At 73.5% G+C, this 25,153-nt stretch carries 21 protein-coding genes; 10 read left to right on the top strand and 11 right to left on the bottom strand.

Translation table 11 applies throughout. The features are described 5' to 3' along the window. Nucleotides 1-24: 24 nt before the first annotated feature. Nucleotides 25-747, bottom strand: a complete 723-nt coding sequence (locus O7622_RS13420) for a hypothetical protein (RefSeq protein WP_282313647.1) — start codon at nt 745-747, stop codon at nt 25-27. Between the two features lie 240 nt (nt 748-987). On the opposite strand from O7622_RS13420, the gene O7622_RS13415 reads away from it, so the two are divergent. From O7622_RS13415 to O7622_RS13405, 3 genes are read left to right on the top strand one after another with little or no spacing between them, the layout of a single operon-like run. Next, nucleotides 988-1,320: a metalloregulator ArsR/SmtB family transcription factor gene (locus tag O7622_RS13415; protein WP_282313646.1), complete on the top strand. Its 333-nt coding sequence runs from the start codon at nt 988-990 to the stop codon at nt 1,318-1,320. Beyond that, nucleotides 1,317-1,793 carry an SRPBCC domain-containing protein gene (locus O7622_RS13410; protein WP_282313645.1) on the top strand — a complete coding sequence of 159 codons (477 nt, stop codon included), beginning with the start codon at nt 1,317-1,319 and terminating at the stop codon, nt 1,791-1,793. Before O7622_RS13415 ends, O7622_RS13410 begins: the two co-directional genes overlap by 4 nt. Next, nucleotides 1,771-2,133 (top strand): nuclear transport factor 2 family protein, encoded by a 363-nt coding sequence (locus tag O7622_RS13405; protein ID WP_282313644.1) that lies wholly within the window; start codon nt 1,771-1,773, stop codon nt 2,131-2,133. Before O7622_RS13410 ends, O7622_RS13405 begins: the two co-directional genes overlap by 23 nt. On the opposite strand, the gene ftrA is transcribed toward O7622_RS13405, so the two are convergent. Beyond that, nucleotides 2,106-3,098 (bottom strand): transcriptional regulator FtrA, encoded by a 993-nt coding sequence (ftrA, locus tag O7622_RS13400; RefSeq protein WP_282313643.1) that lies wholly within the window; start codon nt 3,096-3,098, stop codon nt 2,106-2,108. The two genes, O7622_RS13405 and ftrA, sit on opposite strands and share 28 nt — an antisense overlap. 62 nt (nt 3,099-3,160) lie before the next feature. On the opposite strand from ftrA, the gene O7622_RS13395 reads away from it, so the two are divergent. Both O7622_RS13395 and O7622_RS13390 read left to right on the top strand, forming a co-directional pair. Beyond that, nucleotides 3,161-3,625, top strand: coding sequence for a rhodanese-like domain-containing protein (locus O7622_RS13395; protein WP_282313642.1), 465 nt, complete (start codon nt 3,161-3,163; stop codon nt 3,623-3,625). Between the two features lie 54 nt (nt 3,626-3,679). Then, complete coding sequence (locus O7622_RS13390) at nt 3,680-4,258, top strand: dihydrofolate reductase family protein (RefSeq protein WP_282313641.1); 579 nt, start codon at nt 3,680-3,682, stop codon at nt 4,256-4,258. Here the strand turns inward: O7622_RS13390 and O7622_RS13385 are convergent. Then, the gene (locus O7622_RS13385) at nt 4,240-4,950 is read right to left on the bottom strand and encodes a helix-turn-helix domain-containing protein (protein ID WP_282313640.1); all 711 of its coding nucleotides are present in this window, start codon (nt 4,948-4,950) and stop codon (nt 4,240-4,242) included. The genes O7622_RS13390 and O7622_RS13385 overlap by 19 nt on opposite strands. A gap of 21 nt (nt 4,951-4,971) precedes the next feature. Then, a complete protein-coding gene (locus tag O7622_RS13380) occupies nt 4,972-5,847 on the bottom strand; it encodes a sulfotransferase domain-containing protein (RefSeq protein WP_282313639.1) in 876 nt (291 codons plus the stop codon). Nucleotides 5,848-6,090: 243 nt separating this feature from the next. Between O7622_RS13380 and O7622_RS13375 the strand changes: the two genes are divergently transcribed. Both O7622_RS13375 and O7622_RS13370 read left to right on the top strand, forming a co-directional pair. Further along, nucleotides 6,091-9,369, top strand: a complete 3,279-nt coding sequence (locus tag O7622_RS13375) for a hypothetical protein (RefSeq protein WP_282313638.1) — start codon at nt 6,091-6,093, stop codon at nt 9,367-9,369. 45 nt (nt 9,370-9,414) lie between these two features. Then, nucleotides 9,415-9,840: a VOC family protein gene (locus tag O7622_RS13370; protein WP_047891832.1), complete on the top strand. Its 426-nt coding sequence runs from the start codon at nt 9,415-9,417 to the stop codon at nt 9,838-9,840. A 3-nt stretch (nt 9,841-9,843) separates the two neighbouring features. On the opposite strand, the gene O7622_RS13365 is transcribed toward O7622_RS13370, so the two are convergent. Both O7622_RS13365 and O7622_RS13360 read right to left on the bottom strand, forming a co-directional pair. After that, entirely contained in the window at nt 9,844-10,833 is a 990-nt protein-coding gene (locus O7622_RS13365; protein WP_282313637.1) for a BtrH N-terminal domain-containing protein, read from the bottom strand. Further along, the gene (locus O7622_RS13360; RefSeq protein ID WP_282313636.1) at nt 10,830-11,912 is read right to left on the bottom strand and encodes a DUF3800 domain-containing protein; all 1,083 of its coding nucleotides are present in this window, start codon (nt 11,910-11,912) and stop codon (nt 10,830-10,832) included. Before O7622_RS13360 ends, O7622_RS13365 begins: the two co-directional genes overlap by 4 nt. 151 nt (nt 11,913-12,063) lie before the next feature. On the opposite strand from O7622_RS13360, the gene O7622_RS13355 reads away from it, so the two are divergent. Further along, on the top strand, nt 12,064-13,005 hold the full coding sequence (locus O7622_RS13355) for an ATP-binding cassette domain-containing protein (protein ID WP_282313635.1): 942 nt from the start codon (nt 12,064-12,066) through the stop codon (nt 13,003-13,005). Next, complete coding sequence (locus tag O7622_RS13350) at nt 13,002-13,748, top strand: ABC transporter permease (RefSeq protein ID WP_282313634.1); 747 nt, start codon at nt 13,002-13,004, stop codon at nt 13,746-13,748. The genes O7622_RS13355 and O7622_RS13350 overlap by 4 nt, the downstream gene beginning before the upstream one ends. On the opposite strand, the gene O7622_RS13345 is transcribed toward O7622_RS13350, so the two are convergent. From O7622_RS13345 to O7622_RS13335, 3 genes are all read right to left on the bottom strand, one after another. Next, nucleotides 13,732-16,869, bottom strand: coding sequence for a BTAD domain-containing putative transcriptional regulator (locus O7622_RS13345; protein WP_282313633.1), 3,138 nt, complete (start codon nt 16,867-16,869; stop codon nt 13,732-13,734). The two genes, O7622_RS13350 and O7622_RS13345, sit on opposite strands and share 17 nt — an antisense overlap. 252 nt (nt 16,870-17,121) lie before the next feature. Beyond that, a complete protein-coding gene (locus O7622_RS13340; protein WP_282313632.1) occupies nt 17,122-19,194 on the bottom strand; it encodes an N-acetylmuramoyl-L-alanine amidase in 2,073 nt (690 codons plus the stop codon). A 20-nt stretch (nt 19,195-19,214) separates the two neighbouring features. Next, on the bottom strand, nt 19,215-20,663 hold the full coding sequence (locus tag O7622_RS13335) for a VCBS repeat-containing protein (protein WP_282313631.1): 1,449 nt from the start codon (nt 20,661-20,663) through the stop codon (nt 19,215-19,217). Between the two features lie 242 nt (nt 20,664-20,905). Between O7622_RS13335 and O7622_RS13330 the strand changes: the two genes are divergently transcribed. Then, the gene (locus O7622_RS13330; protein ID WP_282313630.1) at nt 20,906-21,970 is read left to right on the top strand and encodes a LacI family DNA-binding transcriptional regulator; all 1,065 of its coding nucleotides are present in this window, start codon (nt 20,906-20,908) and stop codon (nt 21,968-21,970) included. Here O7622_RS13330 and O7622_RS13325 read toward each other — a convergent pair. Both O7622_RS13325 and O7622_RS13320 read right to left on the bottom strand, forming a co-directional pair. Further along, nucleotides 21,960-23,594, bottom strand: a complete 1,635-nt coding sequence (locus O7622_RS13325; protein ID WP_282313629.1) for a fucose isomerase — start codon at nt 23,592-23,594, stop codon at nt 21,960-21,962. The two genes, O7622_RS13330 and O7622_RS13325, sit on opposite strands and share 11 nt — an antisense overlap. Beyond that, nucleotides 23,591-25,144, bottom strand: coding sequence for an FGGY-family carbohydrate kinase (locus O7622_RS13320; protein WP_282313628.1), 1,554 nt, complete (start codon nt 25,142-25,144; stop codon nt 23,591-23,593). Before O7622_RS13320 ends, O7622_RS13325 begins: the two co-directional genes overlap by 4 nt. Nucleotides 25,145-25,153 lie beyond the last annotated feature (9 nt).

Below are 25,153 nucleotides of genomic sequence, written 5' to 3'. Positions count from 1 at the left end.
CGGGCGGCGGCGCGGCCACTGCTGCTAGCGCTGCCAGGAGTCGAGGCCGCGGACCGCGGACCGGGCGACGTCGTCGGCCAGGCCGGGATCGTTGCTGGTGCCCTCCCAGCCCTGGTCGTGCACGACCGTGACCGCGTCGGCGACCCGGATCACGAGGATCTGGCTGGTGGTGCGGCCCTCGGCCGGGCTGCCGTCCAGGCTGGTCGCCGGCCGGCTCACCGTCACCAGCAGGGCCTCGTCGCCGGTCCCGGCCATCGGCTCGGACCGGACGGTGACGGTGCCGCCCGGGGCCCGGAACGACCGGCAGTCCGCCACCGCGCCGCCGACCCGGCGCAGGTAGTCGGCCGCACCGGTGCCCTCGAAGGCGAAGACGGTCTGGTGCAGCGTGCCGTAGGGGACGTTCTCCGGCGGATCCTTGGGCTGCTTGTAGGCGCTCATCATGGCGGCGCTCGCGGTGACCGACCGCCCGCCGCTGCGGAACTCCTGGTCGCACAACCCGGGCAGCGCGTCGGTGACCTCCATCTGCTGCGCGTCGGTCTTGCGCAGCTCCGGCGGCAGGTCGGCGAAGGCTGACGTCGGAATCGTGACGCGCCCGCCGGACGAGGCCGACGCCGACGCCGACGGTGTCGCGGTCGTCGAGGCAGGGGCCGGCGGCGAGGTGGTCCCCGCTGCGCCACCGTCGTTCGCACCGCCGTCGCCACACGCGCCGGCCAGCAGCGCGGTGACGAGCAGGGGTACGCCAAGCATCCGTCTACGGCGACTCGGTGTCCTCACGTCGACCTCCGTCCCGGGTCCGTCCCGACGAATTCCCGATGCGGCGTCACCCGAAACAGCACCGCCACTTCCCCAACGCCCGGCCCCGCTGTCGGGTTCCGGCCGGTCCGGCGAGCCGTCAGCGGGGCTGTGCGGTGGTCGGTGGCGCTGGCACTGGCACTGGCACTGAAAACGGATGCTTGCGCAAATGACTGTTTGCGATAGCGTGAGGGCATGCGCTCCGATCCGGACCTCGACCTCGCCTTCGCCGCCCTCGGTGACCCGGTCCGCCGCGCCCTGGTGACCCGCCTCGCCCGTGGTGAGGCGACAGTCGGCGAGCTGGGTGAGCCGTTCGACCTGACGCCGCAGGCCATCTCCCACCACGTCGGCGTCCTGCGCCGGTGCGGCCTGGTCGAGCAGCGACGGGAGGGCACGCGGCGACCGTGCCGGCTGCGCGTCGACCGGCTCACCCGGCTGAGTACGTGGATCGACGAGCAGCGCCGCGCCTGGGACGACCGCCTCGACGCGCTGGAGACGCACCTCTCCGATCCGGAGGCGACCCGGTGAGGGCGGCTACCGAACGGCACGGCGACGAGCTGATCGCCCGCCGCCACCTGGCCGCCCTGCCGGACCGGGTGTGGGAGGCCTTCACCTCACCGTCCGGCATCGCGGCGTTCTGGGGCGGCTCGCACGCCACGGTGCCGCAGGCGTCGGTGACTGTCGATCTGCGACCCGGCGGGGAGTTCGCGCTCGACACCCGCGCCCCGGACGGCCGGACCGGGCGGCTGCGGTTCGTCTACGTACGCGTCGAACCGCCAAGCGAGCTGGTGTTCGACGAGCCGGTCACCGGCCTGCGCACCACAGTCACGCTGCGGCCCGCCGGGTGCGGCACCGACCTCACAGTGCACCAGCGCAAGCTTCCGCCCGAGTTGCGCACCGATCAGGCGGCCGACGGGCTCGCCTCGATCCTCGACGCCCTCGCCGCCCATCTCCGACACCACCACGATGGAGACAGCAGTGACCCGAGCAACCCAGCGTGACCTGGTCGCCGAATACTTCGCCGGCTTCCGGGCGAGCGACCACGAGCGCATCCTCGCCACGCTCACCGACGACGTCGAGTGGGTCATCCACGGCCACCGGACCACCCGGGGGCGGACGGAGTTCGACGGCGAGATCGAGAACCCGGCGTTCACCGGCAGCCCGCAGCTCGACGTCGAGCGCGTGCACGAGGACGGGCCGGTCGTCGTGGTGACCGGCGAGGGCCGGGGCGTCAGCGCCGAGCACGGGCCGTTCCGCTTCGCCTTCACCGACCTGTTCACGTTCCGGGAGGGGCTGATCGCCCGCGTCGACTCCTACGTCGTCCCTCTGCCCGGCGCGTGAGCACCGCCTGACGCCCCGGTGAAGGCCCGGCGGTACGCCGACGGCGAGGTCCGCATCGCGGCGGTGAAGTGGTGCCGGAACGTCACCGCCGTCTCGAACCCCACAGTCGCGGCGACCTCCTCGATCGGCGCGGTGGTGGTCTCCAGCAGCGGCAGGCTGGCCTGGACGCGCCGGTCGATCAGCCACCGGATCGGGCTGGTGCCGGTGGCCCGCGCGAAGTGCCGCAGGTAGGTACGCGCCGACATGTGCGCCCGCCGCGCCAGCCGGTCGACGGTGATCGGGGTGTTCAGGTTCGCCAGCGCCCAGGACATGCTCGCGGCGAGCCGGTCGTCCTCCGGGTCGCCCGGCACCGGCGCCTCGATGAACTGCGCCTGGCCGCCCTCGCGGTGCGGCGGTACGACCAGCCGGCGGGCGACCGCGTTGGCGATCGTCGGGCCGTGGTCGCGGCGGACCAGGTGGACGCAGAGGTCGAGACCCGCCGCGCTGCCGGCGCTGGTGAGGATGTCCCCGTCGTCGACGTAGAGCACGTCCGGGTCGACGCGTACCGCCGGGTGGCGCCGGGCGAGCAGGCCGGCGTACCGCCAGTGGGTGGTGGCGCGGCGGCCGTCGAGCAGTCCCGCGCCGGCCAGGGCGAACGCGCCCGAGCAGATCGACACGATCCGGGCACCGCGCCGGTGGGCCGCGCGGAGCGCGTCGGTGAGCGCCGACGACGGGTCGGCGTGCACGTCGGCGACGCCCGGCACGATCAGCGTGTCGGCGGCGGCGAACGTGTCGAGGCCGTGGCCGGTGTGCAGCGTCGCGCCGCCGACCAGCCGCACCGCGCCGGGTGTCTCCGCGCAGACGGCCAGCTCGTACCAGGGGACGTCGAACTCCGGGCGGGGCAGGCCGAATACCTCGGTGACGATCCCGGTCTCGAACGCCGACATGCCCTCGTACGCGAGCACGGAGACGGTGGCACGGTCCATGGCGGGATCTTAGCGAACAGCGTCGCTCGCGCCACTGGAGCGACCGGACGGCGGCCGCCACGATGGGTGCCATGTCGAACGTTCTGCGTACTCCCCCCGCCCGTCCCGCCGACGCCCTCGCCCACTTCGCGGCCCGGCTCGCCTTCGAGGCCGACGTGAGCGACGTGCACGCCGACCTGGAGGCGGGCGTCCCGGGCCTGATCGTGGTCGACTCGCGCTCCCTTCCGGCGTGGCGGCAGGGGCACGTCCCCGGCGCCGTGCACCTGCCCACGGCGGAGATCGCCGGCCGGGCGGGCGAGCTGGTACCGGCGGACGCCACTGTGGTCACGTACTGCTGGGGGCCGGGCTGCAACGGCGCCACCCGCGCGGCGCTGGAGTTCGCCCGGCTCGGCCGCCCGGTCAAGGAGATGATCGGCGGGTACGAGTACTGGGTGCGGGAGGGCTTCCCGGTACGAACCGAGGCGGGGCTGGTCCGGCGGCCCGCCGACGACCTCACCGCCCCGGCCGGCGCGTCGTGCGGTTGCTGAGGCGTGTCGGTTCCGTACAAGACAGCGGGTGGCGGCCGTCCCTAGCATTGCCGCATGCGTGATCTCGTCTACACCGGATTCATGTCGCTCGACGGCGTGGTGGACTCCCCCGGCGGCGGTCCGGGCGAGGAGCACCGCAGCGGCGGCTGGGTCGTCAAGGACATCGAGTTCCTGCCCGAGGCGTTCTCGCTCAAGGGCGAGGAGCTGGCACAGACCACGGCGCTGATGTTCGGGCGGCGCAGCTACGAGGCGTTCGCGCCGACCTGGCGCGACTCCGAGGACCACGCCGCCTACCGGGACCTGCCGAAGTACGTGGTGTCGTCCACCCTGCCCGAGGACGCGCTGGTCGACGGCTGGGGACCGCTGACGATCCTGCGCAGCACCACCGACGTCGCCGCGCTCAAGCAGGGCGACGGCGGCGACATCTTCATCCACGGCAGCGCCGAACTCGCCCGCCGTCTCGCCGAGGCGGACCTGATCGACAGGTACCACCTGCTCGTCTTCCCGGTGCTGCTCGGCGCCGGCAAGGGCCTGTTCAGCCAGGCGGACCGGGACCGGCAGACGCTGCGTCTGCGCGACTCGGCCACCTACCCCAACGGCGTCGTCAAGCTGATCTACGACGTGACCCGCTGAGCCGGGTCCAGCGCGATCGCCCCGCCGGCGTTCGCGCGCAGCTCACCGGCCGTCCGTCCGACGTACCGGCGCAGCGCGCGGGCCAGGTGCGGTTCGTCCACGTACCCGAAGGTGGCGACCGCGTCGGCGGGCGGGCCACCCGCGGCCAGCAGCACGGCGGCGCGGCGCGCGCGGTCGATCTGCCGCACCGCGCCCCGGGTCAGCCCGGTCGCCGCCCGGAACCGGCGTTCGAGGGTACGCGGTGACGCCGGTGGACGGCCGCCGCGCAGCGTCTCGGTGACGAGCGGGTCGCGGACCACCGTGCCGGCGCGGACCAGCCGCTCCACCAGGGCCTCGGCGTCGTCCGGTCCGGGCGTGGGCCACCGGCCGCCGTCGAGCCGGAACGTCCGGCGGCCCACGTCGGGCAGCTCGGCGCCGCCGTCCACCAGGTCGGGCGTGGGCACGAGCCGCAGCGAGGTGCCCACCGCGAACTCGATGCCGACGAACGTGGCGCCCTCGGGCACCGGCGCCGTGCCGGTAGCGGTCTCGGGACCGGAGACGGCCGCGTACGAGCGCCCGTCGCGCTGCCAGAACACGAGCCCCCAGCACGGCGTCGCCACCGAGGTCATCTCGTCGACCCGATCGCTGGTGCAGGTCCACACGGTGTCGATCCAGGCCGAGCCGGACGCCCGCGTGGTGAACCGCAGCTCCACGGCAGGAGCATACGGCGATCGTCAGCGGGCGGGGGTCTCGTCGCAGGCGGGGTAGCCGAGGATCTCGGCGAGGTCACCGGCCGCCTTCGTGTACGCGGCGTAGACGTCGTCGTCGAAGTGGTTGCGCCAGTCGCCGGACGCACCCTTGCGGTAGTGGGAGATCCGCCCGGGGGTCTCCTTGGACTTCTTCATCTTGGTGAAGCTGTAGCGCGTCAGCAGCGCCTCCAGCTCGGCCGGAGGCAGGGTGATGCCGCAGTGCCGCAGGAGCTGGTCGACCTCGTCTGCCTGCCGCTCGCCGGTCAGGTCCTCGTAGCGGAACAGCCGGAACGTCTCGTCGCTCGGCGCGACCGCCCAGGACCGCATCTGCCCGAACTGCTTCTTGTCGCGCAGGCGGTCGATGACGTAGAGCATGCCCTCCTTCTTCGGCAGTTCCTGGAGGGTCTTGCGTGCCTGCGGGATGTCGCCCATCGGGGCGTGCGAGTTGCGCAGCGAGAAGTAACTGGAGACGACCACGTCGCGCGGGTCGCGGATCACGAAGAACGCGCGGTAACTGCCGGCCTTGGGCACCGCCTCGAACCGCTTGTGGGAGAGGAAGATCGCCAGGCCGATACGGCCGGCCGGCACCGGCGCGGTCGCGCCGCCGGCGTAGAAGCGCGGGTCGTAGGGCAGCAGCCCGCAGTGGCGGTAGACGGCCGGGTCGCTGAACAACGCCTTGATCCACTGGCTGCCGGTCTTGCGGACGGTGCAGTGGAAGATGTTGTCGAACTCGCTGCGGGCCACCACCGGAACGGTGAGTCGCATGCGGGCGTTACGCGCTTCCATCTGTGCCCGCCGGGCCGTGACGCGCAGAGAATTCGGTGAATTGTGCTTGGCGAATTCGACGGCCCGATTAATCATTTCCCAACCTCATCCGGACCCCGCGGAGCAGGGGCAGCACGAACACCTTTCCGCACGTCACGCAGGTGAAGTCCGCAGACTTCGCCTGCTCCGCCCCGCGCCCCGACGCGCCGCTAGGAATATCCCCGACGGTCCGATTAATGTCAATCCCGGACAGCTGGGAGTGAGCTGAAAATCTACAATTTCCATAGGAGTTGCGGAATAAGCGCGAGGGACAGCAGCGCCCGCCCGCGCACCGGCACAATGAACGCCGTGCTCACCGCCACCCGCGACCTGCTGACCGCCCTCGACCCGCTGTCCCACCGCGACCGGACGCGGCGTCTCGTGGCATGGGCACGCACCGCGCCCGACCGTGCGCAGGTCTGCGCCGACCTGCGCCGGCACGGCCCGTACGAGCGGCGTCTCGCGCTGCTCGCCGCCCTGGCCGGCCGGGACACCGCGGCCGTCCTGGCCGCGACGTACGACCCGGAGCCCGCGATCGCCGCCACCGCGCTGACCGCCGCCGTACGGGCCGGCGTGACGCCCGCCGACCTGACCGACCGGCCGGCGAACGCGCGGCGGCGCGTCTACCGGGCGCTGCGCCGCCGGCCGTCGCCCGCCGTCGCCGTCGCCGTCGCACTGATCATCGGGGTACGCGAGCGGTTCGGCGACCACGAGGCCGCCGCGCTGCTGCCGGCCTGCGGCCCCGAGACGGTACGGGCCTGGCTGCCCGACCTGGAACACGCGCTGAACCCGGAACGGCTGATGCGGACGCACAGCGACATCGTGCTGACGCGCGCCGGTGAGCGGCTCGCCGCGGCCCCGCCCGAGTCGCGCGGGCGGATCTGGGCGGAGGTCGCCGGCGCGGTGCTGCGCGGTGAGCCCGCGCGGGCTCTGGACCTGCTCGACGCGTACGCGACCGAGGAGTCGCTGCCCGGCCCGCTCGTCGCGTACGGGCGGCTCGCCGCACACGACGCGCGCCGGGTCGTACGCCTGCTCATCTCGCCCGACCGCGCGGCCTGGCTGGCACGGATCGTGCTGCCCCGGGCGCTGCTGCTCCGCCTCGCCACGCTGCCCACGGGTGAGCTGGTCCCGCTGGCCGCCCGGCTGCGGGAGCACGACCAGGCGCTCGCCGCGTTGCTGCGCGCCGTGCCGCCGAACCGCCGGGCCGAGCTGTACGACGGAGCGCTGGCCGACACCGACACCGCGGCGCTGCTACCCGGCGCCGCGGTGATGGAGATGCTGCCGGCGACAGTACGGGCACGGGAGGCGGCCCGCGTGCTGACCCTCCCGTCGGTCCGGGAGCGGGAGGAGCAGGTGCGGTTCTGGAGCGCGTACCTGCCGTGGCCGGAGGCGTCCGCGTCGGCGAGCGCGGCGCTACGCTCCGGCGACGCGGACGAACGGGCGGACGGGTGGCGGCTGCTGGTGGCGGCCGCCCGCCGCTCCCGTGACCCGCACACGGTGGCCGAGGTCGTGGTCCGGCTGGGCCGCCTGCGCAACGAGCAGGACCCGGTACGCGCAGCAGCGCTCACCGCGCTGGCGACTGTGGCGCCGCTGCTCACCGCCACGAGCGCCGGTGGACTGACCGGGCTCACCACCGACGCGGTCGACGCGCGGGACACCTCGGCGACCACCACCACCGCGTTGAGCCGGCTCGCTGTCGACGTCCTCACCCTTCACGTGGACGTGCCGGAGCTGGCCGAGTGGGCACTGCTCACCATCGACGCGGTGAGCGGCGACGCGAACGTGCCGGTGCTGCGCCGGCTCGACACGGTGCTGCGGCACGGCCAGGAGAGGGTGGTGTTCGATCGGCTCCGGAGCCGGATCGAGGCGGGCATGGCGCGCGGCCGGTACGGGCTGCTGTTCGCGCTCACCCACGCGCTCGGCCGGCGGGCCTGGCGGCTGCCGGAGCTGCAGGACCTGCTGCGCCGGGCGATCGGGCCGGACACCCTGCCCGCTGTGGCCCGGACGGCCGCCGGGCTGTGGCTCGCCGATCCGCGTACCCGATCACGGCGCGTCGCCGAGGTGCTCGGCGTCGACGCGTCGGCGGTGGCGATCCACGAGGTGTGGGCGATCGTCTGCACGTCCCGCACCGACCTGCTCGACCGCGTGCTGGACCGACCGCCGCGCGGCCGATTCGTGGAGAACGGGAAGCGGTGGGTGCCCGGCCCGGCGCCGTACGCACAGCGGTGGCTCCCCCGCCACCAGGAACGCTTCGTGGCGCTTCAGGCGCGCGTCGTCGCCGACTCCGGCCACCGGGTGTGGCAGCGGGCGGCGGCGATCCGGGCCGCCGCCGGGGCCGGTCCGGCCGGACGCCATCTGGTGCTGCGCCACGTCGGCGCGTCCGAGGTGCCGGTCGCCGAGGCGGCGCTCGGCGCGCTGGTCTGGACCGACCGGCCGGACGAGGCGTTCCCGCTGCTGCTCCGGTACGCCGACGGCGATCGGGCGCGCGTCGCGCTGTACGCCGCCGGACGGGCCGCCCGCCACGTCCCGCCGGCCCGCCTGGTCGAGCTGCTGGGCGGGGTGCTCACCGGCGCCGCGAAGGTCACCAGCCGCAAGGAGGCCGCCCGGCTGCTGGCCCGCTATTCGCACGTGGACGCGATGGCGGCGCTCGGCGAGACGTACGCCGATCCGGGCACACACCGCGACGTGCGCGCGGCGATCGTCTCCGCCGCCCGGCAGCGGCTGGGCACCGAGGCGACCTGGACCGTGCTGCGCACGGCGGTGGACGCCGGCCGCGAGGAGCGGCGGGCGGTGCTCGGGGCGTACCCGTCGGAGATCTCGGAGCGCCACCGCCGCACCTACGCCACGCTGGTGGTGCAGGCGTGCCGGGCCGACGACCGGGAGGTCCGCCGCGCCGCGTTCGACGCGCTCGGTGAGTGGTCGCAGTGGCTGACCGGCGTCACCGACCTGGTCGTGGACCGGCTCACCGACCCGGACGAGACGACGCCGGCCATCGGGGTGGCGAACCTGCTGCGGGCCGGTGGCGACGCGGCGTTTCGCGCCGCGCTGGCCCGGCTGGTGGAGCGGGACGCCGCCGACGGCGACCCGGGCGGCCCGGTGACCGACCGGCCGGCCCGGCGGCGCGTCGAGTCGCTCGCGGAGGGCGCGGCCCTGTGGTCCGAGAGCCGCCCCGCCGGCGCCGACCGGGCCGGGCTGGTCGAGGCGGCGCAGTGGCTCGCCCGCCAGGACGGTTTCCTGGGTACGGCCACCGGGCTGCTCGTCGACCTCGGCCGGCTCGACGACCTGGACGAGGTCGCCGCGCTCTGCGCCGGTCGGCCCGTGACCGCGGTCCGCACCGCGCAACGCGTCCGCGATCGTCTGCTCACCACGCGGCGGCGGCCCGATCCGGCGGCCCTCGCCGAGACGGTGGGCCACCTCGCCGGGCGCGGCGACCTGGCCGGTGGCCTGTTCGCGGTGGCGCTCGTCGCGCACGGGTCGGAGTTCGGGTGGAAGACGCCGTGGCGGGACCTGCTCGTCGGGTTGCGCCGTCACCCGGACGCCGACGTGCGGGAGGCCGCGTACACGCTCGACATGAGCTGACCATGCCGGGCGTCGCCCTATGCTCGGGGCGTGACGCTTCAGCGGATGGACCACGTCAGCGTCGTGGTGGACGACCTGCCGGCCGCGATCGCCTTCTTCACCGAACTCGGGATGGAGGTGGAGGGCGAGATGCCGGTCGAAGGGCAGTGGGTGGACCGGGTCAACGGCATCGACGGCGTGCGTGTCGACATCGCGATGATGCGGACGCCGGACGGCCACGGCAAGCTCGAACTGACGCGGTTCCGGGCGCCGGCACTCGTCGCCGCCGAGCCGCCGGACGCCCCGCCGAACACGCTGGGCCTGCGGTCGGTCATGTTCGCCGTGGACGACGTCGACGACACGGTGGCCCGGCTGCGGGCCCACGGCGGTGAGCTGATCGGTGAGGTGGCGGAGTACGGGGACGTCTACCGGCTCTGCTACCTGCGCGGCCCGGCGGGCGTCATCGTGGCGCTGGCCGAGCAGCTCGGCTGACGCCTACCCGGCATCGACGGCGGCCAGCACCGTCATCGCCTCGCGCTCGCGGACGGCCAGCTCGGCGAGGACCGCAGACGCGCGGGTCAGGTGGGCGGCGTCTCCGGTCCGCCCGGCGGTGGCGATGTGGTCGGCGACGGCGGTCCACAGCGGCGGGATGCCGGCGTACATCAGCTGTGCCCGGCGCAGGTGGGCGTCGCCGGTGACGGTGGCGGCCTCGGCGAGGAAGTCCCGGTACAGGGCGCGGAACAGCGCGCCGCCGGTGCCGCCGCGCTCCATCAGCGTCGCGGCGAGCGGAAGGTCGCGTGCCGGGTCGGCGGCGCGGTCCAGCCAGCGGGTCACCCGGGCGGCGGCGGTGGCGATCCCCCGGTGGCCGAGGTTGGCGATCGGCGGGTCGAGGAACGCCCCGGCGTTGGCGCGTACCGCCGCGCGGACGGCGGCGTCCAGGTCCGGCGGGCCGCCGGGCACGGTGAGCGTGTACGACAGGTGGCGCGCGGTCATCGGCCCACGGGCGGCGCGGGCCCGGGCCAGGCTGTCCAGCGTGGTGGTCACCGCGCCGCCCTGCTGGGCGGTGTCGACCAGGTGGGCGTGTGAGTCGTCGTAGCCGTACACGGCGACTGTGTGCCCGCCGAAGTGGACCCGGGTGGTGAAGTAGTCGAGGTGGTACGAGTCCAGTTGCAGGCCGACCGGGTGCCCGGCGTCCAGCGCCTCGGTGACGTTCCGCCACGCCCTGGCCGCCGACGTCGTCTCCCGGACGCGCAGGTCCAGCCCGAGGCGAACGGCGGCGGCCCGGGTCACGCACAGCGGCTTGGTGCGCCCGCCGAGGAACGGCACGTCCATGCCCTTGGCGTCCCAGTAGACGAAGCCGAGCCCCTCGCCGAGACCGAACAGCATCGGCTCGGACAGGTCCAGGCCGGAGTGCCTCGTCAGCACGCCGAGCGTGGTGGTCTCGCAGTGCACCCCGCCGGTCGGCGTCACGTCGTCGAGGATCACGTCGCCTCCTGTTCCGCCGGGACGGCGCCCGGATCGTGCGTCGCGGCGACAGCGCCCGGATCGTGCGCTACAGCGGCGGCACCCGGGGCGTCCCCGGAGGGCGGGGACAGCAGCGGGCGCAGCGGTCCGTCGCCGGGGATGCCGGGCATCCGGCGGGCCACCCCGGCGAGCAGGTCGGCGGCCTGGACGCGCGGGTCGTCGCGCGAATCGGTCATCACCAGCCCGGCCAGCGGTGACGGGCCGGCCGGGTCGCCCGCTGCCAGTGCCGCCTGGAGGCGGCGGAGCCGGTCCTCGGTGAGCGCGCTCTGCTCGTCGTGGATCACCAGCACGCGCCGCCGGCCGCCGCTCCAGTGCAGGACGGTCTCGGCCAGCGCCGGCAGCAGCGGCTCCAGCGGTGGCGGGATCGTCCGGTCGCCCGTGTACAACCGGGCCTGCACGGCTGCCACCCGGGCCGGGCCGAGCGCGTCGAGGACCGCGCCGGCCTGCGCGTCGCCGACGTGACGCCGTAACGCGTCCCGGGCGGCGAAGAACCGTGCCACGCTCCGGTCGTCCGCCCGGTCCCGCCGCTTGGTGCGCAGCATCTCGACGACGGCGGCGAGGAAGGCCGTCCACTCGGGCCCGGCCGCCCGCCCGGCCCGGTGCAGCGCCGCCGCGGCCGGACGCCGGTCACCGGCCAGGCGGGTGCCCGCCGCGTACGACGGCTCGGCCAGCAGCAGGTCGACGACCCGGGTGGCGAGGAAGAACTCCTTGTCGACGAGGTACACGTGCGCCCGGCCGCGCAGCGCGGACAGGAACCACCGCACCGCCTCGGCGGCTTCGCGGCGGCGCAGGAACTGCCGGGACTTGACCTCGTCGGGCGAGAACCGGAACCCGGACCGCAGCGTACGGATCAACGCGGCCGCCTCGTCGCGGCTCAGGTCGACGCTGGCGTGGACGATCACCGGGGTGGCCGGATCGAGCAGGTTGGTGCCGGAGAAGCCGGACTCGTCGCAGGCGATCTCCACCACCGCGCCGGTCAGCGCCTCGCCGGGTGGCAGCCCACCCTGCAGCGGCAGCCTCGCACCCGTCGACCCGGCCATGCCGACCATGCTCGCTCACCCGGGCCCTGGCGGACCAGTGGTCGCCCCGGATCGGGCCGGAGGCGGATCGCGCCGGCCCACCGACAAGCTGTCAGCGGCCGTGTCAGCGCCGTGTCAGGGCGGTGGCGGTACGGCCGCCCACGGTGGTCGCATGACGAGTTCAGCGATAACGGTCTCCGGGCTGCGCAAGGCGTACAGGGACAAGGTGGTGCTCGACGGCATCGACCTGGACGTCCCCGCCGGGACGATCTTCTCCCTGCTCGGCCCGAACGGGGCCGGCAAGACCACAGCGATCAACATCCTGACCACCCTGATCCGCGCCGACGCCGGGTCGGTGCGGGTCGCCGGGCACGACGTCGTCACCGAGGCGAAGGCGGTCCGCGCGGCGATCGGCGTGACCGGGCAGTTCGCGGCGGTGGACGAACTGCTGACCGGGCGGGAGAACCTGCAACTGATGGTCGACCTCGGCCCGCGCAACCGGGTGCCCGGCAAGCGGGTCGTCGCGGAGTTGCTGGAGCGGTTCGACCTCGTCGGGGCCGCCGACAAGCTGGTGTCGACGTACTCCGGGGGCATGCGCCGCAAGCTGGACCTGGCGATGACGCTGGTCGGCGAGCCGCGGATCATCTTCCTGGACGAGCCGACGACCGGGCTGGACCCGCGCAGCCGGCGCACCATGTGGTCGATCATCAGGGATCTGGTGGCCGGCGGCGTGACGGTCTTCCTCACCACCCAGTACCTCGACGAGGCGGACCGCCTCGCCGACCGGATCGCGGTGCTCGACCAGGGCCGGCTGGTGGCCCAGGGCACGCCGGAGGAGCTGAAGCGCCGGATCCCCGGCACGCACGTGCGGTTGCGGTTCGGCACCGTCGCCGAACTCGACGCGGCGGCACTGGTGCTGCCCGAGGCGGTACGCGACGAGGAGTCGCTGGCGCTGCGGGTGCCCACCGACGGCGGAACCGCGGCGCTGCGCGCCCTGCTCGACCGGCTCGACGCGCACGCGATCAGCGCCGGCGACCTGTCCGTGCAGACCCCCGACCTCGACGACGTCTTCCTGGCCCTGACGGGCCGTACCCCGGAGGTGGCCGCCAAGTGAGCAGGAACCACTCGGTCGTCATGCTGCGCCGCAACCTGACGCACCTGCGCCGCAACCCGACCTCGGTGTTCAACGCGGTGCTGATGCCGATCATCGTGATGCTGATGTTCGTGTACATGCTCGGCGACGCGTTCTCCGTCGGCGTCGACTACGTCGACTACGCGACGCCGGGCCTGATGCTGCTGGCTGTCTGCTACGGCCTCGGCGGCACCGCGACGGCGGTGAACTCCGACATGACCAGGGGCGTCATCAACCGGTTCAAGGTCATGCACGTCTCCCGGGGCGCGGTGCTGACCGGCCACGTCATCGCCACCGTGCTCACCAACGTCCTCGCGGTCGCGGCCCTGGTCGGGGTGGCGTTCCTGCTCGGCTTCCGCCCGGCCGCCGATCCCCTGCACTGGCTCGGCGTGGCCGGCGTGGTGGTGCTGCTCAGCGTCGCCGTCAGCTGGTTCACAGTCGCGCTGGGCCTGTTCGCGAAGTCGCCGGAGTCGGCGGGCATGGCCTCCGTGCCACTGGTCCTGCTGCCGTTCTTCAGCAGCGCGATCGTCCCGGCGGACAGGATGGGGCCGGGACTGCGGCAGTTCGCCGAGTACCAGCCGTTCACGCCGATCATCGAGACCCTGCGCGGCCTGCTCGACGGCGCGCCGTCGGCCGGCGACGTGGTCCCCGCTGTCGTCTGGTGCGCCGGCATCGCGGTGGTCGGCTACCTGTGGGCGCGGTCCACGTTCACGAAGCGAGCGTGACCTCGACCAGCCGCTCCCAGCCGGTCTCCCGGCCCTGTGCGACCGCCTCGGCGAACCCCGCGTCGCCGAGGCGGTCGCGCGCCGCCGCCCCGATCCGGGGCACGTCGGGGTGGGCGCGGTCGGGCAGCCCGCGTACCGCGGTGGCGGCGCCGAGCAGCCGCGCCGCCTGGTCCGGCCGGTCCAGCCGCAACGCCAGGTCCGCGACACCGACGAGCACCTGCGCGGTCAGCGGTGCGTAGCCACCCTCGCGCGCCGCCCGGCACGCCGCCGCCCGATGGGTACGAGCCTGCTCGACGTCCTCGGCCAGGTAACCCAGCAGATCCTGGGTACCCGCCCGGACGCTCGCCAGGTCCGCCTCGTCGCCGAGCAGCGCCGACACCGCCCGTAGTTGCGCGTACGCCTCGTCCGCGTCGCCGTCGTGGCGGGCCATGTACGCCTCGGCCAGCGCCAGCTCGGCCAGCGCGCCCGGCCAGGCGACCCCCGCGGCGAGCCGGTGCGCCTCGGCCAGCGCGGCCGCGCTCGCCGTCTCGTCGCCGCCCAGCCGGTACAGCCAAGCCAGCCGCGCCCGCATCCGGATCACGTCCTCGACGGCGCCGACCTCGGTGACCGCCGCGACTGCCTGCTCGTAGTAGTCGCAGGCGGCGGCGACGTCACCGCGTACGGCGATCAGCTCGGCCAGCTCGCTGAGCGCGAACGAGATCCCGAAGCGTTCACCGACCGCCCGGAACTCGGCGAGCGCCTGCCGCAGGCACGCCTGCGCCTCCGCCGCCTCGACGCCGAGGATGACCCGCAGCTTGCCCAGGTGCAGCCGGGCCAGCGCGCGTACCCACGGATCCTCGTGGTCGAGCAGCGACTCCCAGGCGGGCAGCAGCGCGTCCGGCTCCCGCAGCATGCGCTCCATCGGCACGACCAGAGCCAGCTCCGGGTGACCACAGTGGTCTTCCCCGCTCAACCGGTACGCCTTGTGGATCCACTCGGCCGCGTGCTGGGCGTCGCCCGGCCCGGAGCTGAGGAACAGCACCACGAGTCCGTACACCACGGCTCGGATATCGTCGGGCACGTCGCCCGGCGCCTCGGTGGCGGCGAGGATCAGTTCCATGCCCTCGGTGCGGTGGCCACCGAGCCACCAGTACCAGCCGGCGGCGGCCGCGAGCCGCATCGCCTCGCGCGCCTCACCCGCGGCGAGCGCTCCCCGCACCGCGGCGGTGATGTTGTCGTGCTCGGCTTCCAGCCGGGCGAGCCAGGTGAGCTGGTCGGCGCGGCGCAGCCGCGGCTCGGCGGTCTCGGCCAGCGCGGTGAAGTACGCCAGGTGCGCGCGGCGCGCGCTGTCCTCCTCCCCCGCCTCGGCGAGCCGCTGCGCGGCGTACTCCTTGATCGTGCCGAGCATGCGGTAGCGCGGCGCGACGTCACCGGCGGCGACCAGCAGCGACTTGTCGGTCAGCGCGGTGAGCAGGTCGAGCACGTCGCCCGGCTCGACGGTGCCGCCGGCGCAGACCCGCTCGGCCGCGTCCAGGCTCGCCCCGCCGGAGAACACCGACAGCCGGCGCAGCACCGCGCGTTCGGCGTCGCTGAGCAGTTCCCAGCTCCAGTCGACCATCGCGCGCAGCGTCCGGTGCCGGGGCAGGGCGGTCCGGCTGCCGCCGGTGAGCAGCCGGAACCGGTCGTCGAGCCGGGTGGCGAGCTGGTCGACCGACATGGTGCGCAGCCGCGCCGCGGCCAGCTCGATCGCCAGCGGCATACCGTCGAGCGCGCGGCAGATCCGCGCCATCGTCGTCGCGGTACGGGCGTCGAAGGCGAGATCCCGGCGTACCGCAGCGGCCCGGTCCCGCAGCAGGCGGACGGCGGGCGACGACTCGACCTCGGCGATCGGAGCGTCGCCGTCCGGCAGGCCCAGCGGCGCGACCGGCCACAGCGTCTCCCCGGTGATGCCCAGCGGTTCCCGGCTGGTGGCCAGGATCCGCAGCCGCCGGCACTCGCCGAGCAGCCGGTGCGCCAGGGCCGCCGCCTGGTCGACGACGTGTTCGCAGTTGTCCAGGATCAGCAGCATCTCCCGGTCCCGGATCGCCGCGACGAGCCGGTCGGCCGGTTCCGCGCTGCCCGCGTCGCCGAGCAGCGCGTCGCGCAGGCCGAGCCCGGAGATCGTCGCCTGCACCACGTCCCCGTCGGCGCTGACGGCGGCGAACTCCACCAGCCACACGCCGTCCGGCAGGTCGCCCGTCATCCGGCGCCCGGTCTCGGTAGCCAGCCTGGTCTTCCCGGAGCCGCCCGGACCGGTGAGCGTGGTGAGCCGGTGCCCGGTCACCAGCGCGCCGACCGCGGCGAGGTCGGCGTCCCGCCCGACGAAGCTGGTCAGCTCGGCGCGCAGGTTGGTCCGGCGGGTGTCCTCCCGGCGTACCGTCTCGCCGCGCAGCAGGGCGACGTGCAGCGTCGACAGCTCCGGCGACGGGTCGGCGCCCAGCGCGTCGGCGAGCGCGTCGGCGGTGCGCTGGTAGACCAGTAGCGCCTCGGTGTCCCGGCCGGCCGCGACGAGCGCGCGCATCAGCGACATGGCGAGCCGTTCGCGCACCGGATGGGCGGCCGCCAGGTCGGTCAGCTCCGGGATCAGGTCGGCTTCCCGGCCGAGCCCGATCTCCGCGTCGTACCGGTCCTCGGTCGCGGTCAGGCGCAGCCGTTCCAGCCGGGTGGCCGCCGCGTCGAGCGCCGGGCTGTCGGGCAGGCCGACGTCGCGCAGCGCGTCGCCGCGCCACAGGCCCAGCGCCTCGCGCAGCAGCCGTACCCGCTGCGGCCCGTCACCCTCGCGGGCCCGGCGGGCGAGACGTTCGAACCGTACGGCGTCGACGGCGTCGGGCTCGACGGCGAGCCGGTAGCCGTCGGGCAGCCCGTCGACGGCGCCCGCCGGCAGCACCTTGCGCAGCCGGGAGACCAGCCGTTGCAGCGCGTTCGCGGCGTCGGCCGGCGGCTGCTCGCCCCAGATCCAGTCGACGAGCGTCGCCTTCGGGACCACGCGGCCGGGCTGGAGCGCGAGGGCGGCCAGCAGCCCGCGCAGCCGCGCGCCCGGCACGTCGGCCGGGACACCGCCGTCCGTGGTGACCTGGAACGGCCCGAGCAACCCGATGTGCACCCGCCGATCCTGCCACGCCCGGCGCCCTGGTTCCCGTCCGCCGCCCGACCGGCCGGGTGGACAGGCGCAGGCACCACGCCCGCCGAGTCGAGGTCGGCGGCGGAGGCCAGCCCGTCGGTGCGGAGGTACGACGTCCGAGCAGCCGGCCGAGCACCAGGTGCCGGTTGCCGGAGCCGGAGAGGCAGGGCGTCGTCCGGCCTTCCCGACGAGGGACGCCGGCCCAGGTGGACCGGCGTCCCTCACTGTCCGTTGTCAGAGTGTGGTTTCGCCGGTGAGGCCGAAGTAGTCGTGCCATTTGGTGGAGGGGGCGAAGGTGGTGCCGGTGGAGAGGGCGACGTAGATGTCGTTTGTGGTGCCTTTGGTGAAGACGATGAGGTCGTCTTTGCCGTCGCCGTTGGTGTCGCCGAGGTAGGGGAATTCGCCGGGTAGGCAGAAGTGGTCGTGCCATTTGATGGTGGTGCCGGTGAAGGATGTGCCGGTGGAGGTGGCGGCGTAGACGTCGGCGTCGGTGTTGCAGGTGAAGGTGACGATGTCGTCTTTGCCGTCGCCGTTGATGTCGCCGATGCGGGGTTGTTCGGTGCCGACGGCGAACAGGTCGTGCCATTTTTGGGGTGGGCCGAAGGAGGTGCCGGTGGAGAGGGCGACGATGACGTCGGCTGCGGAGGCGGGGCCTTGGGTGAAGGTGATGATGTCGTCTTTGCCGTCGCCGTTGACGTCGCCGAGGGCGGGGAATTCTCCGGGGATGGAGAAGTAGTCGTGCCATTTGACTGCGGTGCCGGTGAAGGAGGTGCCGGTGGACAGGGCGACGTAGACGTCGGCGTTGGTGTCGTGGGTGAAGGTGATGATGTCGTCGCGGCCGTCGCCGTTGACGTCGCCGACGGCGGGGATTTCGGTGCCGGGGGCGAACCAGTCGTGCCATTTCGCTGAGGTGGTGAAGGAGGTGCCGGTGGACAGGGCGACGTGGACGTCGGCGGTGGTGCCGTGGGTGAACACGATGGCGTCGTCTCGTCCGTCGCCGTTGACGTCTCCGGTCAGGGGTGTCTCGCCGGACAGGGCGAACCAGTCGTGCCACTTGACCGAGGTTCCGGTGAAGGAGGATCCCGTCGAGGTGGCTACGTAGGCGTCGGCGAGCGGGCCGTGCGTGAACGCGACCACGTCGTCGCGGCCGTCACCGGTGAAATCAGTCGGCGAACCACCGAAATAGCGGGCGGCCGATCCACCACCGCCCTGGTTCACCAGTGAGAGGTAGTAGTTCCAGTTCCAGTTCGGCCCCGGGTCGGTGTGGTCGTTGCCCGGGATCTCGTTGTGCCCCTTGATGCCGGTGCGGTTCTTCGGGATGCCGTACTTGTCGCACAGGTAGCGGGTCAGCGCGGCCGAGGAACGGTACATCGCGTCGGTGAACCAGGCCGGGTTGTCGACGTACCCCTCGTGCTCGATGCCGACGCCGTACGCGTTGCCGGACCGGGCGTGGTAGGCGGTGTCGCCCTCGCGGACCATCTGGGTGATCTCGCCGTTGCTGGACTTCACCACGTAGTGGGCGCTGACGCCGGCCGACGGGTTCTGGAACCAGCTGATGGTCCCGGCGTACGAGCCCTGGGTGACGTGCAGGATCACGGTGGTGATCCGGCTGGACCGCCCGACGCCGTAGTTCGCGCCGTTCGCGGCGACCCACCGCGCCGGCGGGTACTCGGGCACGGCGGCGGCGAGCGTACGGGACGCGGTGCCGGCGGGCGCCACGGCGGCGTAGCGACCCCGCTCCGGCTCGACCCGGTGCGCCCGGACCGGCACCGCGCCCGGAATGCCCTGCTGCACCAGCTCGTAGATCCCGTCCGCGTACAGCCGGGCGGTGGCGTCGTCGGCCGCGCCGCCGTACCGCGCCACCACCGGGTACCAGGCGGTCACCCGGTCCCGGTCGCGCTCGGTCAGCCCCTCGGCGTCGGCCAGCTCGCGCAGCACTGCCGCGCCACCGCGGATGTTCGCCGGCGTGGCGGTCTTCAGGCGCGCGACCGGCTCCCCGGTCAACTTCGCCGCCCGTTCCAGGCTGTGCTGGGCGGGGTTGCTCACCAGGTGCATCACCCCGTAGCCGTTCGCCTGGCTCGGCTTGCCGCCGTGCGCGTCGAGGCGGGACTCGCCGTAGCCGACCGCGACGAGCACGTCCCGGGGCACGTCGTACTCCTGCGCCGCCCGCACGAAGGCCGCGTCCAGCGCGGCCCGGCCCGGCGGCGTCGCGGACGCCGGCGCGGGCTGCACCGCGATCCCGCCGGCGAGCGCCGCGGCCAGCAGGGCGACGCCGGTGCGCCGCCGTCTCCGTCGTGTTCCGGCCACGGGGGCCTCCCATCCTGGTGTCACAGCGTCACCTCGCCGGTGAGCCCGAAGTAGTCGTGCCACTTGCTGCTGGCACCGAAGGTGGTGCCGGTGGACAGGGCGACGTAGACGTCGTTCGTGGCGCCCTTGGTGAAGACGATGAGGTCGTCCTTGCCGTCGCCGTTCGCGTCGCCCAGGTAGGGGAACTCGCCCGGCAGGCAGAAGAAGTCGTGCCACTTGACGGTGGTGCCGGCGAAGCCGGTGCCGGTGGAGGTGGCGACGTAGACGTCGGCGTCGGCGTTGCAGGTGAACGTGACGACGTCGTCCTTGCCGTCGCCGTTGACGTCCCCCACCCGCGGCTGCTCGGCACCCACGGCGAACAGGTCGTGCCACTTCTGCGGCGCCCCGAACGACGTGCCGGTGGACAGCGCCACGATCACGTCCGCCGCTGACGCGGGGCCCTGGGTGAAGGTGATGATGTCGTCCTTGCCGTCGCCGTTGACGTCACCCAGGGCGGGGAACTCCCCGGCGATGGAGAAGTAGTCGTGCCACTTCACCGCCGTGCCCGAGAACGACGACCCGGTTGACAGCGCCACGTAGACGTCCGCCGTCGCGTTGTGCGTGAACGCGACGATGTCGTCCCTGCCGTCGCCGTTGACGTCACCGACGGCGGCGATCTCCGCACCGGGGGCGAACCAGTCGTGCCACCGGCCCGGCGACGTGAACGCCGACCCGTTCGACAGCGCCACGTACACGTCGCCGGTGTTGCCGTGCGCGAACGTGACGATGTCGTCGCGGCCGTCACCGTTCACGTCGCCCGTCGACGCGGTCTCCCCGCCGACGGAGAAGAAGTCGTTCCACTTCACCGACGTTCCGGCGAAGCCGGTTCCGGTCGACGTGCTCGCGTACACGTCGGCGGAGGCGTTCTGGGTGAAGGTGAGGATGTCGTCGCGGCCGTCACCGTTCACGTCCGTCGACGAGCCGCCGGCCATGCCGTGGGTACGCGCCGCCTGGTTGAGCAGCGTGCGCGCGGTCGCCGCCACCTGGTCGTACCGGTCGGGGAAGCCCGATCGCTGGACGCACTGGGCGACCTGGCCCGCCGTGTAGCCAGGGTTGTTGCGGTCGCAGGTGATCGCACGCGTGACGTACTGCGTGGTGGCGTAGACCGGGTCCATGATCTGCTCCGGCGTGCCCCAGCCGTAGTCCCAGCGCTGCTGGAACACGCCCAGGCTGGACTTGTCGCCGCAGGGCAGGTTGTTCATGTGGGACTCGACCCAGCCCGCCTCGAAGGTGGAGAGCATGACCTTGTCGTTGACGTTGTACGACCGGGCCACCCGGTAGACGATCACGGTGACGGCGGGGTCGTGGGTGGCCGGGACGGACGGGCAGGCGAGCGTGCCGATCGGTACGGCGGCGGCCGGCGCGCCGGCCGCGCCGGCCGCCGTGACGGTGCAGAGCGCGACAAGCATCGCCAGCAGATTTCGTCTCACCGTGCTCCTCGGGGGTGTGGGGGTGACCAGCGGCACCGGGCGAGAAATCGATTGCTGACGAGTCTCGTAGTCACCCACATCGATGTCAATAGCGGCGATGGGACGCGATCGACCCGGTCGGAAATCGATTGCTGGACGGTATAGGATTCCGAGCGATCTCCCGCGGTGGCGGTCTCACTCCGGTACGTCACCATCCGACGGGGGCCGGGCCGGAGCGCCCGGGCGACGACGACGGGAGCGCGATGACGACCATCTACGACGTGGCGCGTCGCGCGGGAGTGTCGCCGGCGACCGTCTCCCGCGTCCTCAACGGGCGTGCCTCGGTCGACCCGGACATGGCCGCCCGGGTACGGCAGGCCGCGCAGGACCTCGACTACCGCCCGAACGCCGTCGCGCGCAGCCTGCGCCGCAGCCGGACCAGCCTCTGGGCGGTCATCATCTCCGACATCGGGAACCCGTTCTTCACCTCGATGGTGCGCGGTGTCGAGGACGTCGCGCAGGAGGCCGGCTTCTCGGTCGTGCTCTGCAACGGCGACGAGGATCCGGAGAAGGAGGCCCGCTACGTGGCGGCGGCCCTGGCCGAGCGGATGGCGGGGGTGATCATCTCCTCGTCCGGGCGGCCGGCCCTGATCAGCCGCCTGGTGCAGGCCCGCATCCCGGTCGTGGCGATCGACAGGCAACCACGCGGCGTCGAGGTGGACACCGTGCTGGTGGACAACACCCACGGCGCCGAGCAGGCGACCGCCCATCTGGTGGGCAGCGGCTACCGGCGGATCGCCTGCATCACCGGCCCACGCCGGATCTCCACCGCCATGCAGCGGCTGCGGGGCTACCAGCGGGCGCTTAAGGCGAGCGGACGCCAGACCACCGAGGACCTGATCCGGTACGCGGACTTCCGCGAGGAGGGCGGCTACCGCGCGATGGCCTCCCTGCTGGAGACCGCCGAGCCGCCGGACGCGGTGTTCGCGGCGAACAACCTGATGACTGTGGGCGCGGTCGAGTGCCTCGTGGACAACGGCATCGGCGTGCCCGACCCGTTCGGCATCGTCGGGTTCGACGACATCCCCTGGGCGCACCTGGTCCGGCCCTCGCTGAGCACCGTCGCGCAGCCCACCTACGACCTGGGGCGTACCGCGGCCACGCTGCTGGTCGAGCGGATCGCCGACCCGGCCAAGGCGCCCTCGACAGTGGTGCTCCACACCGAGCTGCGGGTACGCGACAGCTCGGCGCCGTCGGCCGGCCGGCAGGGCCACGCGGTGGGCCGTACCCGGTCGCGCGGCACTGCCGCCGGCTCGCTCAGATCGTGACGTCCCCGCACAGGTGCACCCGTACGCCCAGCTCGGCGAAGAGGGCGGCCTTGACCCGTAGCGCGCGGTCGGCGGTGCCGGCGTCCGGCGCGTAGACCACGTTGACGTGGTTGGCCTTGTGCCGGGCCATCAACTGGTCGCGGCCCACGCCGTGCAGCACGGCGTGCATGATCGGCCATTGCGGTGTGGTGGCGTCCAGCCGCCGCCGGGTCTCCGCCTCGGGCAGCGCCACCACCGTGCCGCGCCCGAGGTCGACGTGCAGGCCGCCGTCCATCACGAACACGCGCGACCAGACGATCTCCCCCGGCTTCGACACGCCGCTGAGCGTGCCGCCGCCGAGCGGGAAGTACATCGGCGGCTGACGCATGCTGTACGACCTGTCGTAGCCGCCGTTGTGCGACGCGGGCACCGCACCGGAGATCTCGAAGACCCAGACGAAGTGCTCGCCGTACTGCTGTCCCCAGCGGATGTCGTGCAGCGTCGTCGCCGGGTCCAGGCCCATCGCGGTCCAGATCCGGTTGGTGACCAGCGAGTCCACGGCGACGCCCTCGTCGACCTCGTTGAAGTGCGGCAGCGCGACGCCCGGGTACAGCTCCCGGGAGCCGTCCCGGCTGGTCACCGGGGGGCGTTCGACGTTGTTCAGCAGCCCCTCGGCCAGGTCGCTGGCCGGCACGGTGTCCTTGAGCCCCTGCTGGTACTGGATCCCGACGGCGTCCAGGCCGAAGTCGTCGGCGATGCGCAGCGCGGCGACGTACATGCGGCACTGGCTGAGCAGTTGGGCGTACGTCAGTTCGGTGGCCTCGTCGGTGCCGGTGTGGAACGTCATCCCGGCCGCCTCCAGCCAGGCCAGCACCGCCCGCGCCTCGGTGTCGGGCACCCGCGCCATCTCCGCCACCAGCGCGCTCTGCGACAGGCGTTCCTTGAAGACGCCGAGCGGGTTGAGCAGCTCGTCGTCGATGATGGCGTTGTACATGCCCATGCAGCCCTCGTCGAAGACGCCGATGACGGCCCGCTCGGAGACGAGCTGCCGGGCCAGCGCCACGCCGAGTTCGACCTCCTCGTCCGGCCGCAGCACCGGCAGCGGGCGTACGTGGCTCTCGTCGTGCGTCACCCGGCCGGTCTCCAGCCACTTCTTCAGCCCGTCGCGCGCCCACTCGTCGGTGAAGTCCTCGCTCCACAGCGTCGAGTACCGCACGCCCGCCTTGGTGAGGCTGCCGGCGAGGTTGAGCAGGCCCACCAGGCCGGGGTACTCGCCGCTCCAGTTCGCCACCAGCAGGATCGGCCCGCGGTGGGCGCGCAGCCCGGCCAGCACGTGGTGGCTGTACTGCCAGACCGCCTCCACCACGACGAGCGGCACGTCGGCCGGAATGCTCCGGAAGACCTCGATCCCGGCGCGCTGGCTGTCGATGAAGCCGTGTCCTTTGCCCGGGTCGACGTCGTGACCGCGCCGGACCTGCCAGCCGAGCGCGGTGACCGCGGCGGTGAGGTCGGCTTCGAGCTGCCGCTGGGTGGGCCAGCAGGTGACGTTCGCGCTCAGCCGGAGGTCACCGCTGGCGACTGTGTAGACGGTGCGGGGCGGGGCGGCCGGGCGCTCGACCGGCACGGGCAGTGTGTAACGGGTCACGGGGCAGCTCCCTCGGCGGGCGGACGGTGGGTGGAGCGGAACGCGCCCAGCAGGCGTTCCTGCCGGGCCGCAAGGGCGTGGACCACAGATCGGCTACCGGCGTACAGCTCGCGGTAGAGCCGGTACAGCTCGTCGTAGTCGGCGGCGGGTTCGGGTCGTGGCCGCCGCACCCCGGCGATCGGGTTCCACGTCTCGATCGAGACGTCCATCACGGTCCGGGCGGCCAGGAAAGCGCCGCCGTAGCTGGCGCCGATGGTCTGCGCCGGGATCTGCTGTTCCCGGCCGGTGATGTCGGAGACGATCTGGGTCCAGAGCCCGCCCCGGGTGCCGCCGCCGACCGCGACGATCCGGCGGATGTCGCCGCCGGCCGCCTCGATCGTCTCGATGTTGTGCCGTACCGCCAGTCCGGTCGCCTCCAGCGCCGCCCGGTAGATGTCGCCGGGGCCGTGCGAGAGGGTGAGACCGGCGATCAGGCCGCGGGCCCGGGGATCGAGGATCGGCGTGCGTTCCCCGGCGAAGAACGGCAGCATCAGCAACCCGCGGGCACCGGCGCCGGAGCGTTCGGCGAGGCGGAGCAGCTCGGTGTGGTCGGTGCCCGCCACCAGGTCGCGTAGCCAGCCGGTGATCGCGCCGGAGGTCGCCATCCCGCCGGCCAGGTTGCGGGTGCCCGGCAGCGCGCCGACGGTGCCCCACAGCGACGGGCTGGTCAGCCGGTGCGGCACGGTGTGCACGAGGAACATGGTGGTGCCGTACATGAGCATCAGGTCGCCCACGCCCTGCGCACCCACGCTCAACGCCTCCGACCAGGCGTCAATCGTGCCCGCCACCACCGGGACGCCCTCCGGCAGGCCGGTCTCGGCGGCGGCCCCGGCCGTCACCTCACCGGCCACGTCGCCGGGCCAGCACAGTGGCGGAAGCTCCAGTCCGGGTGCGAACGGGTCGATCCACGGCCGGTACCAGTCCTGGGCCTCGGTGTCGTAGAACGGCGTGCACTGGCTTGCCGAGTGGTGATCGAGCAGGTAGCGACCGGTGAGCCGGTAGGCCAGCCACGAACTGGGCATGAACAGCCGGCGGGCACGGGCGAACAGTTCCGGTTCGGTGTCGGCCACCCACGCGATCTTCGGGCCCGCCGCCTGGCTGGACAACGCCGACCCGCACCGCTGGATGATCTCGTCGGCGCCGAACCGCTCGTTCATCCGCTCGATCTGCTCCCCGGCGCGGGTATCCACGCCGTAGAGGACGGCCGGGCGCAGCGGAGTGCCGCCGGCGTCGGTGAGCAGCACGCACGGACCCATGCCGCTCACCCCGACCGCGCACACCCGGACGTCACCCGGAGCCAGCAGGTCCCGGCTGAGGGCGACGAACTCCCGCCACCAGATCCGGCCGTCCATCTCGACCCGGCCAGGGCCGGGCCGGTCGACCCGGTGCTCCAGGACCCGGGACCGGACCAACCGCCCGTCGGAGTCGACGAGAACCCCCTTGCTGCTCGACGTGCCGATGTCCACGCCGAGCACCACCGGCGCCGCCCGCCGCACGCTCGCGCTGCGCATCCCGGCCCC

Origin of the sequence: Micromonospora sp. WMMD1076, assembly GCF_029581475.1 — a bacterium.
In the GTDB taxonomy this organism is placed as follows: Bacteria; Actinomycetota; Actinomycetes; order Mycobacteriales; family Micromonosporaceae; genus Micromonospora; species Micromonospora aurantiaca.
Note: the sequence above shows the minus strand (reverse complement) of the source record. Positions and strands in the feature narration are given on the sequence as shown.

Excerpts from the sequence above, each read along its gene's own strand:
- O7622_RS13420 (WP_282313647.1), bottom strand. The coding sequence starts at position 747 with ATGCTTGGCGTACCCCTGCTCGTCACCGCGCTGCTGGCCGGCGCGTGT.
- O7622_RS13415 (WP_282313646.1), top strand. The coding sequence starts at position 988 with ATGCGCTCCGATCCGGACCTCGACCTCGCCTTCGCCGCCCTCGGTGAC.
- ftrA (WP_282313643.1), bottom strand. The coding sequence starts at position 3,098 with ATGGACCGTGCCACCGTCTCCGTGCTCGCGTACGAGGGCATGTCGGCG.
- O7622_RS13395 (WP_282313642.1), top strand. The coding sequence starts at position 3,161 with ATGGGTGCCATGTCGAACGTTCTGCGTACTCCCCCCGCCCGTCCCGCC.
- O7622_RS13390 (WP_282313641.1), top strand. The coding sequence starts at position 3,680 with ATGCGTGATCTCGTCTACACCGGATTCATGTCGCTCGACGGCGTGGTG.
- O7622_RS13380 (WP_282313639.1), bottom strand. The coding sequence starts at position 5,847 with ATGATTAATCGGGCCGTCGAATTCGCCAAGCACAATTCACCGAATTCT.
- O7622_RS13375 (WP_282313638.1), top strand. The coding sequence starts at position 6,091 with ATGAACGCCGTGCTCACCGCCACCCGCGACCTGCTGACCGCCCTCGAC.
- O7622_RS13370 (WP_047891832.1), top strand. The coding sequence starts at position 9,415 with ATGGACCACGTCAGCGTCGTGGTGGACGACCTGCCGGCCGCGATCGCC.
- O7622_RS13360 (WP_282313636.1), bottom strand. The coding sequence starts at position 11,912 with ATGGCCGGGTCGACGGGTGCGAGGCTGCCGCTGCAGGGTGGGCTGCCA.
- O7622_RS13355 (WP_282313635.1), top strand. The coding sequence starts at position 12,064 with ATGACGAGTTCAGCGATAACGGTCTCCGGGCTGCGCAAGGCGTACAGG.
- O7622_RS13330 (WP_282313630.1), top strand. The coding sequence starts at position 20,906 with ATGACGACCATCTACGACGTGGCGCGTCGCGCGGGAGTGTCGCCGGCG.
- O7622_RS13320 (WP_282313628.1), bottom strand. The coding sequence starts at position 25,144 with ATGCGCAGCGCGAGCGTGCGGCGGGCGGCGCCGGTGGTGCTCGGCGTG.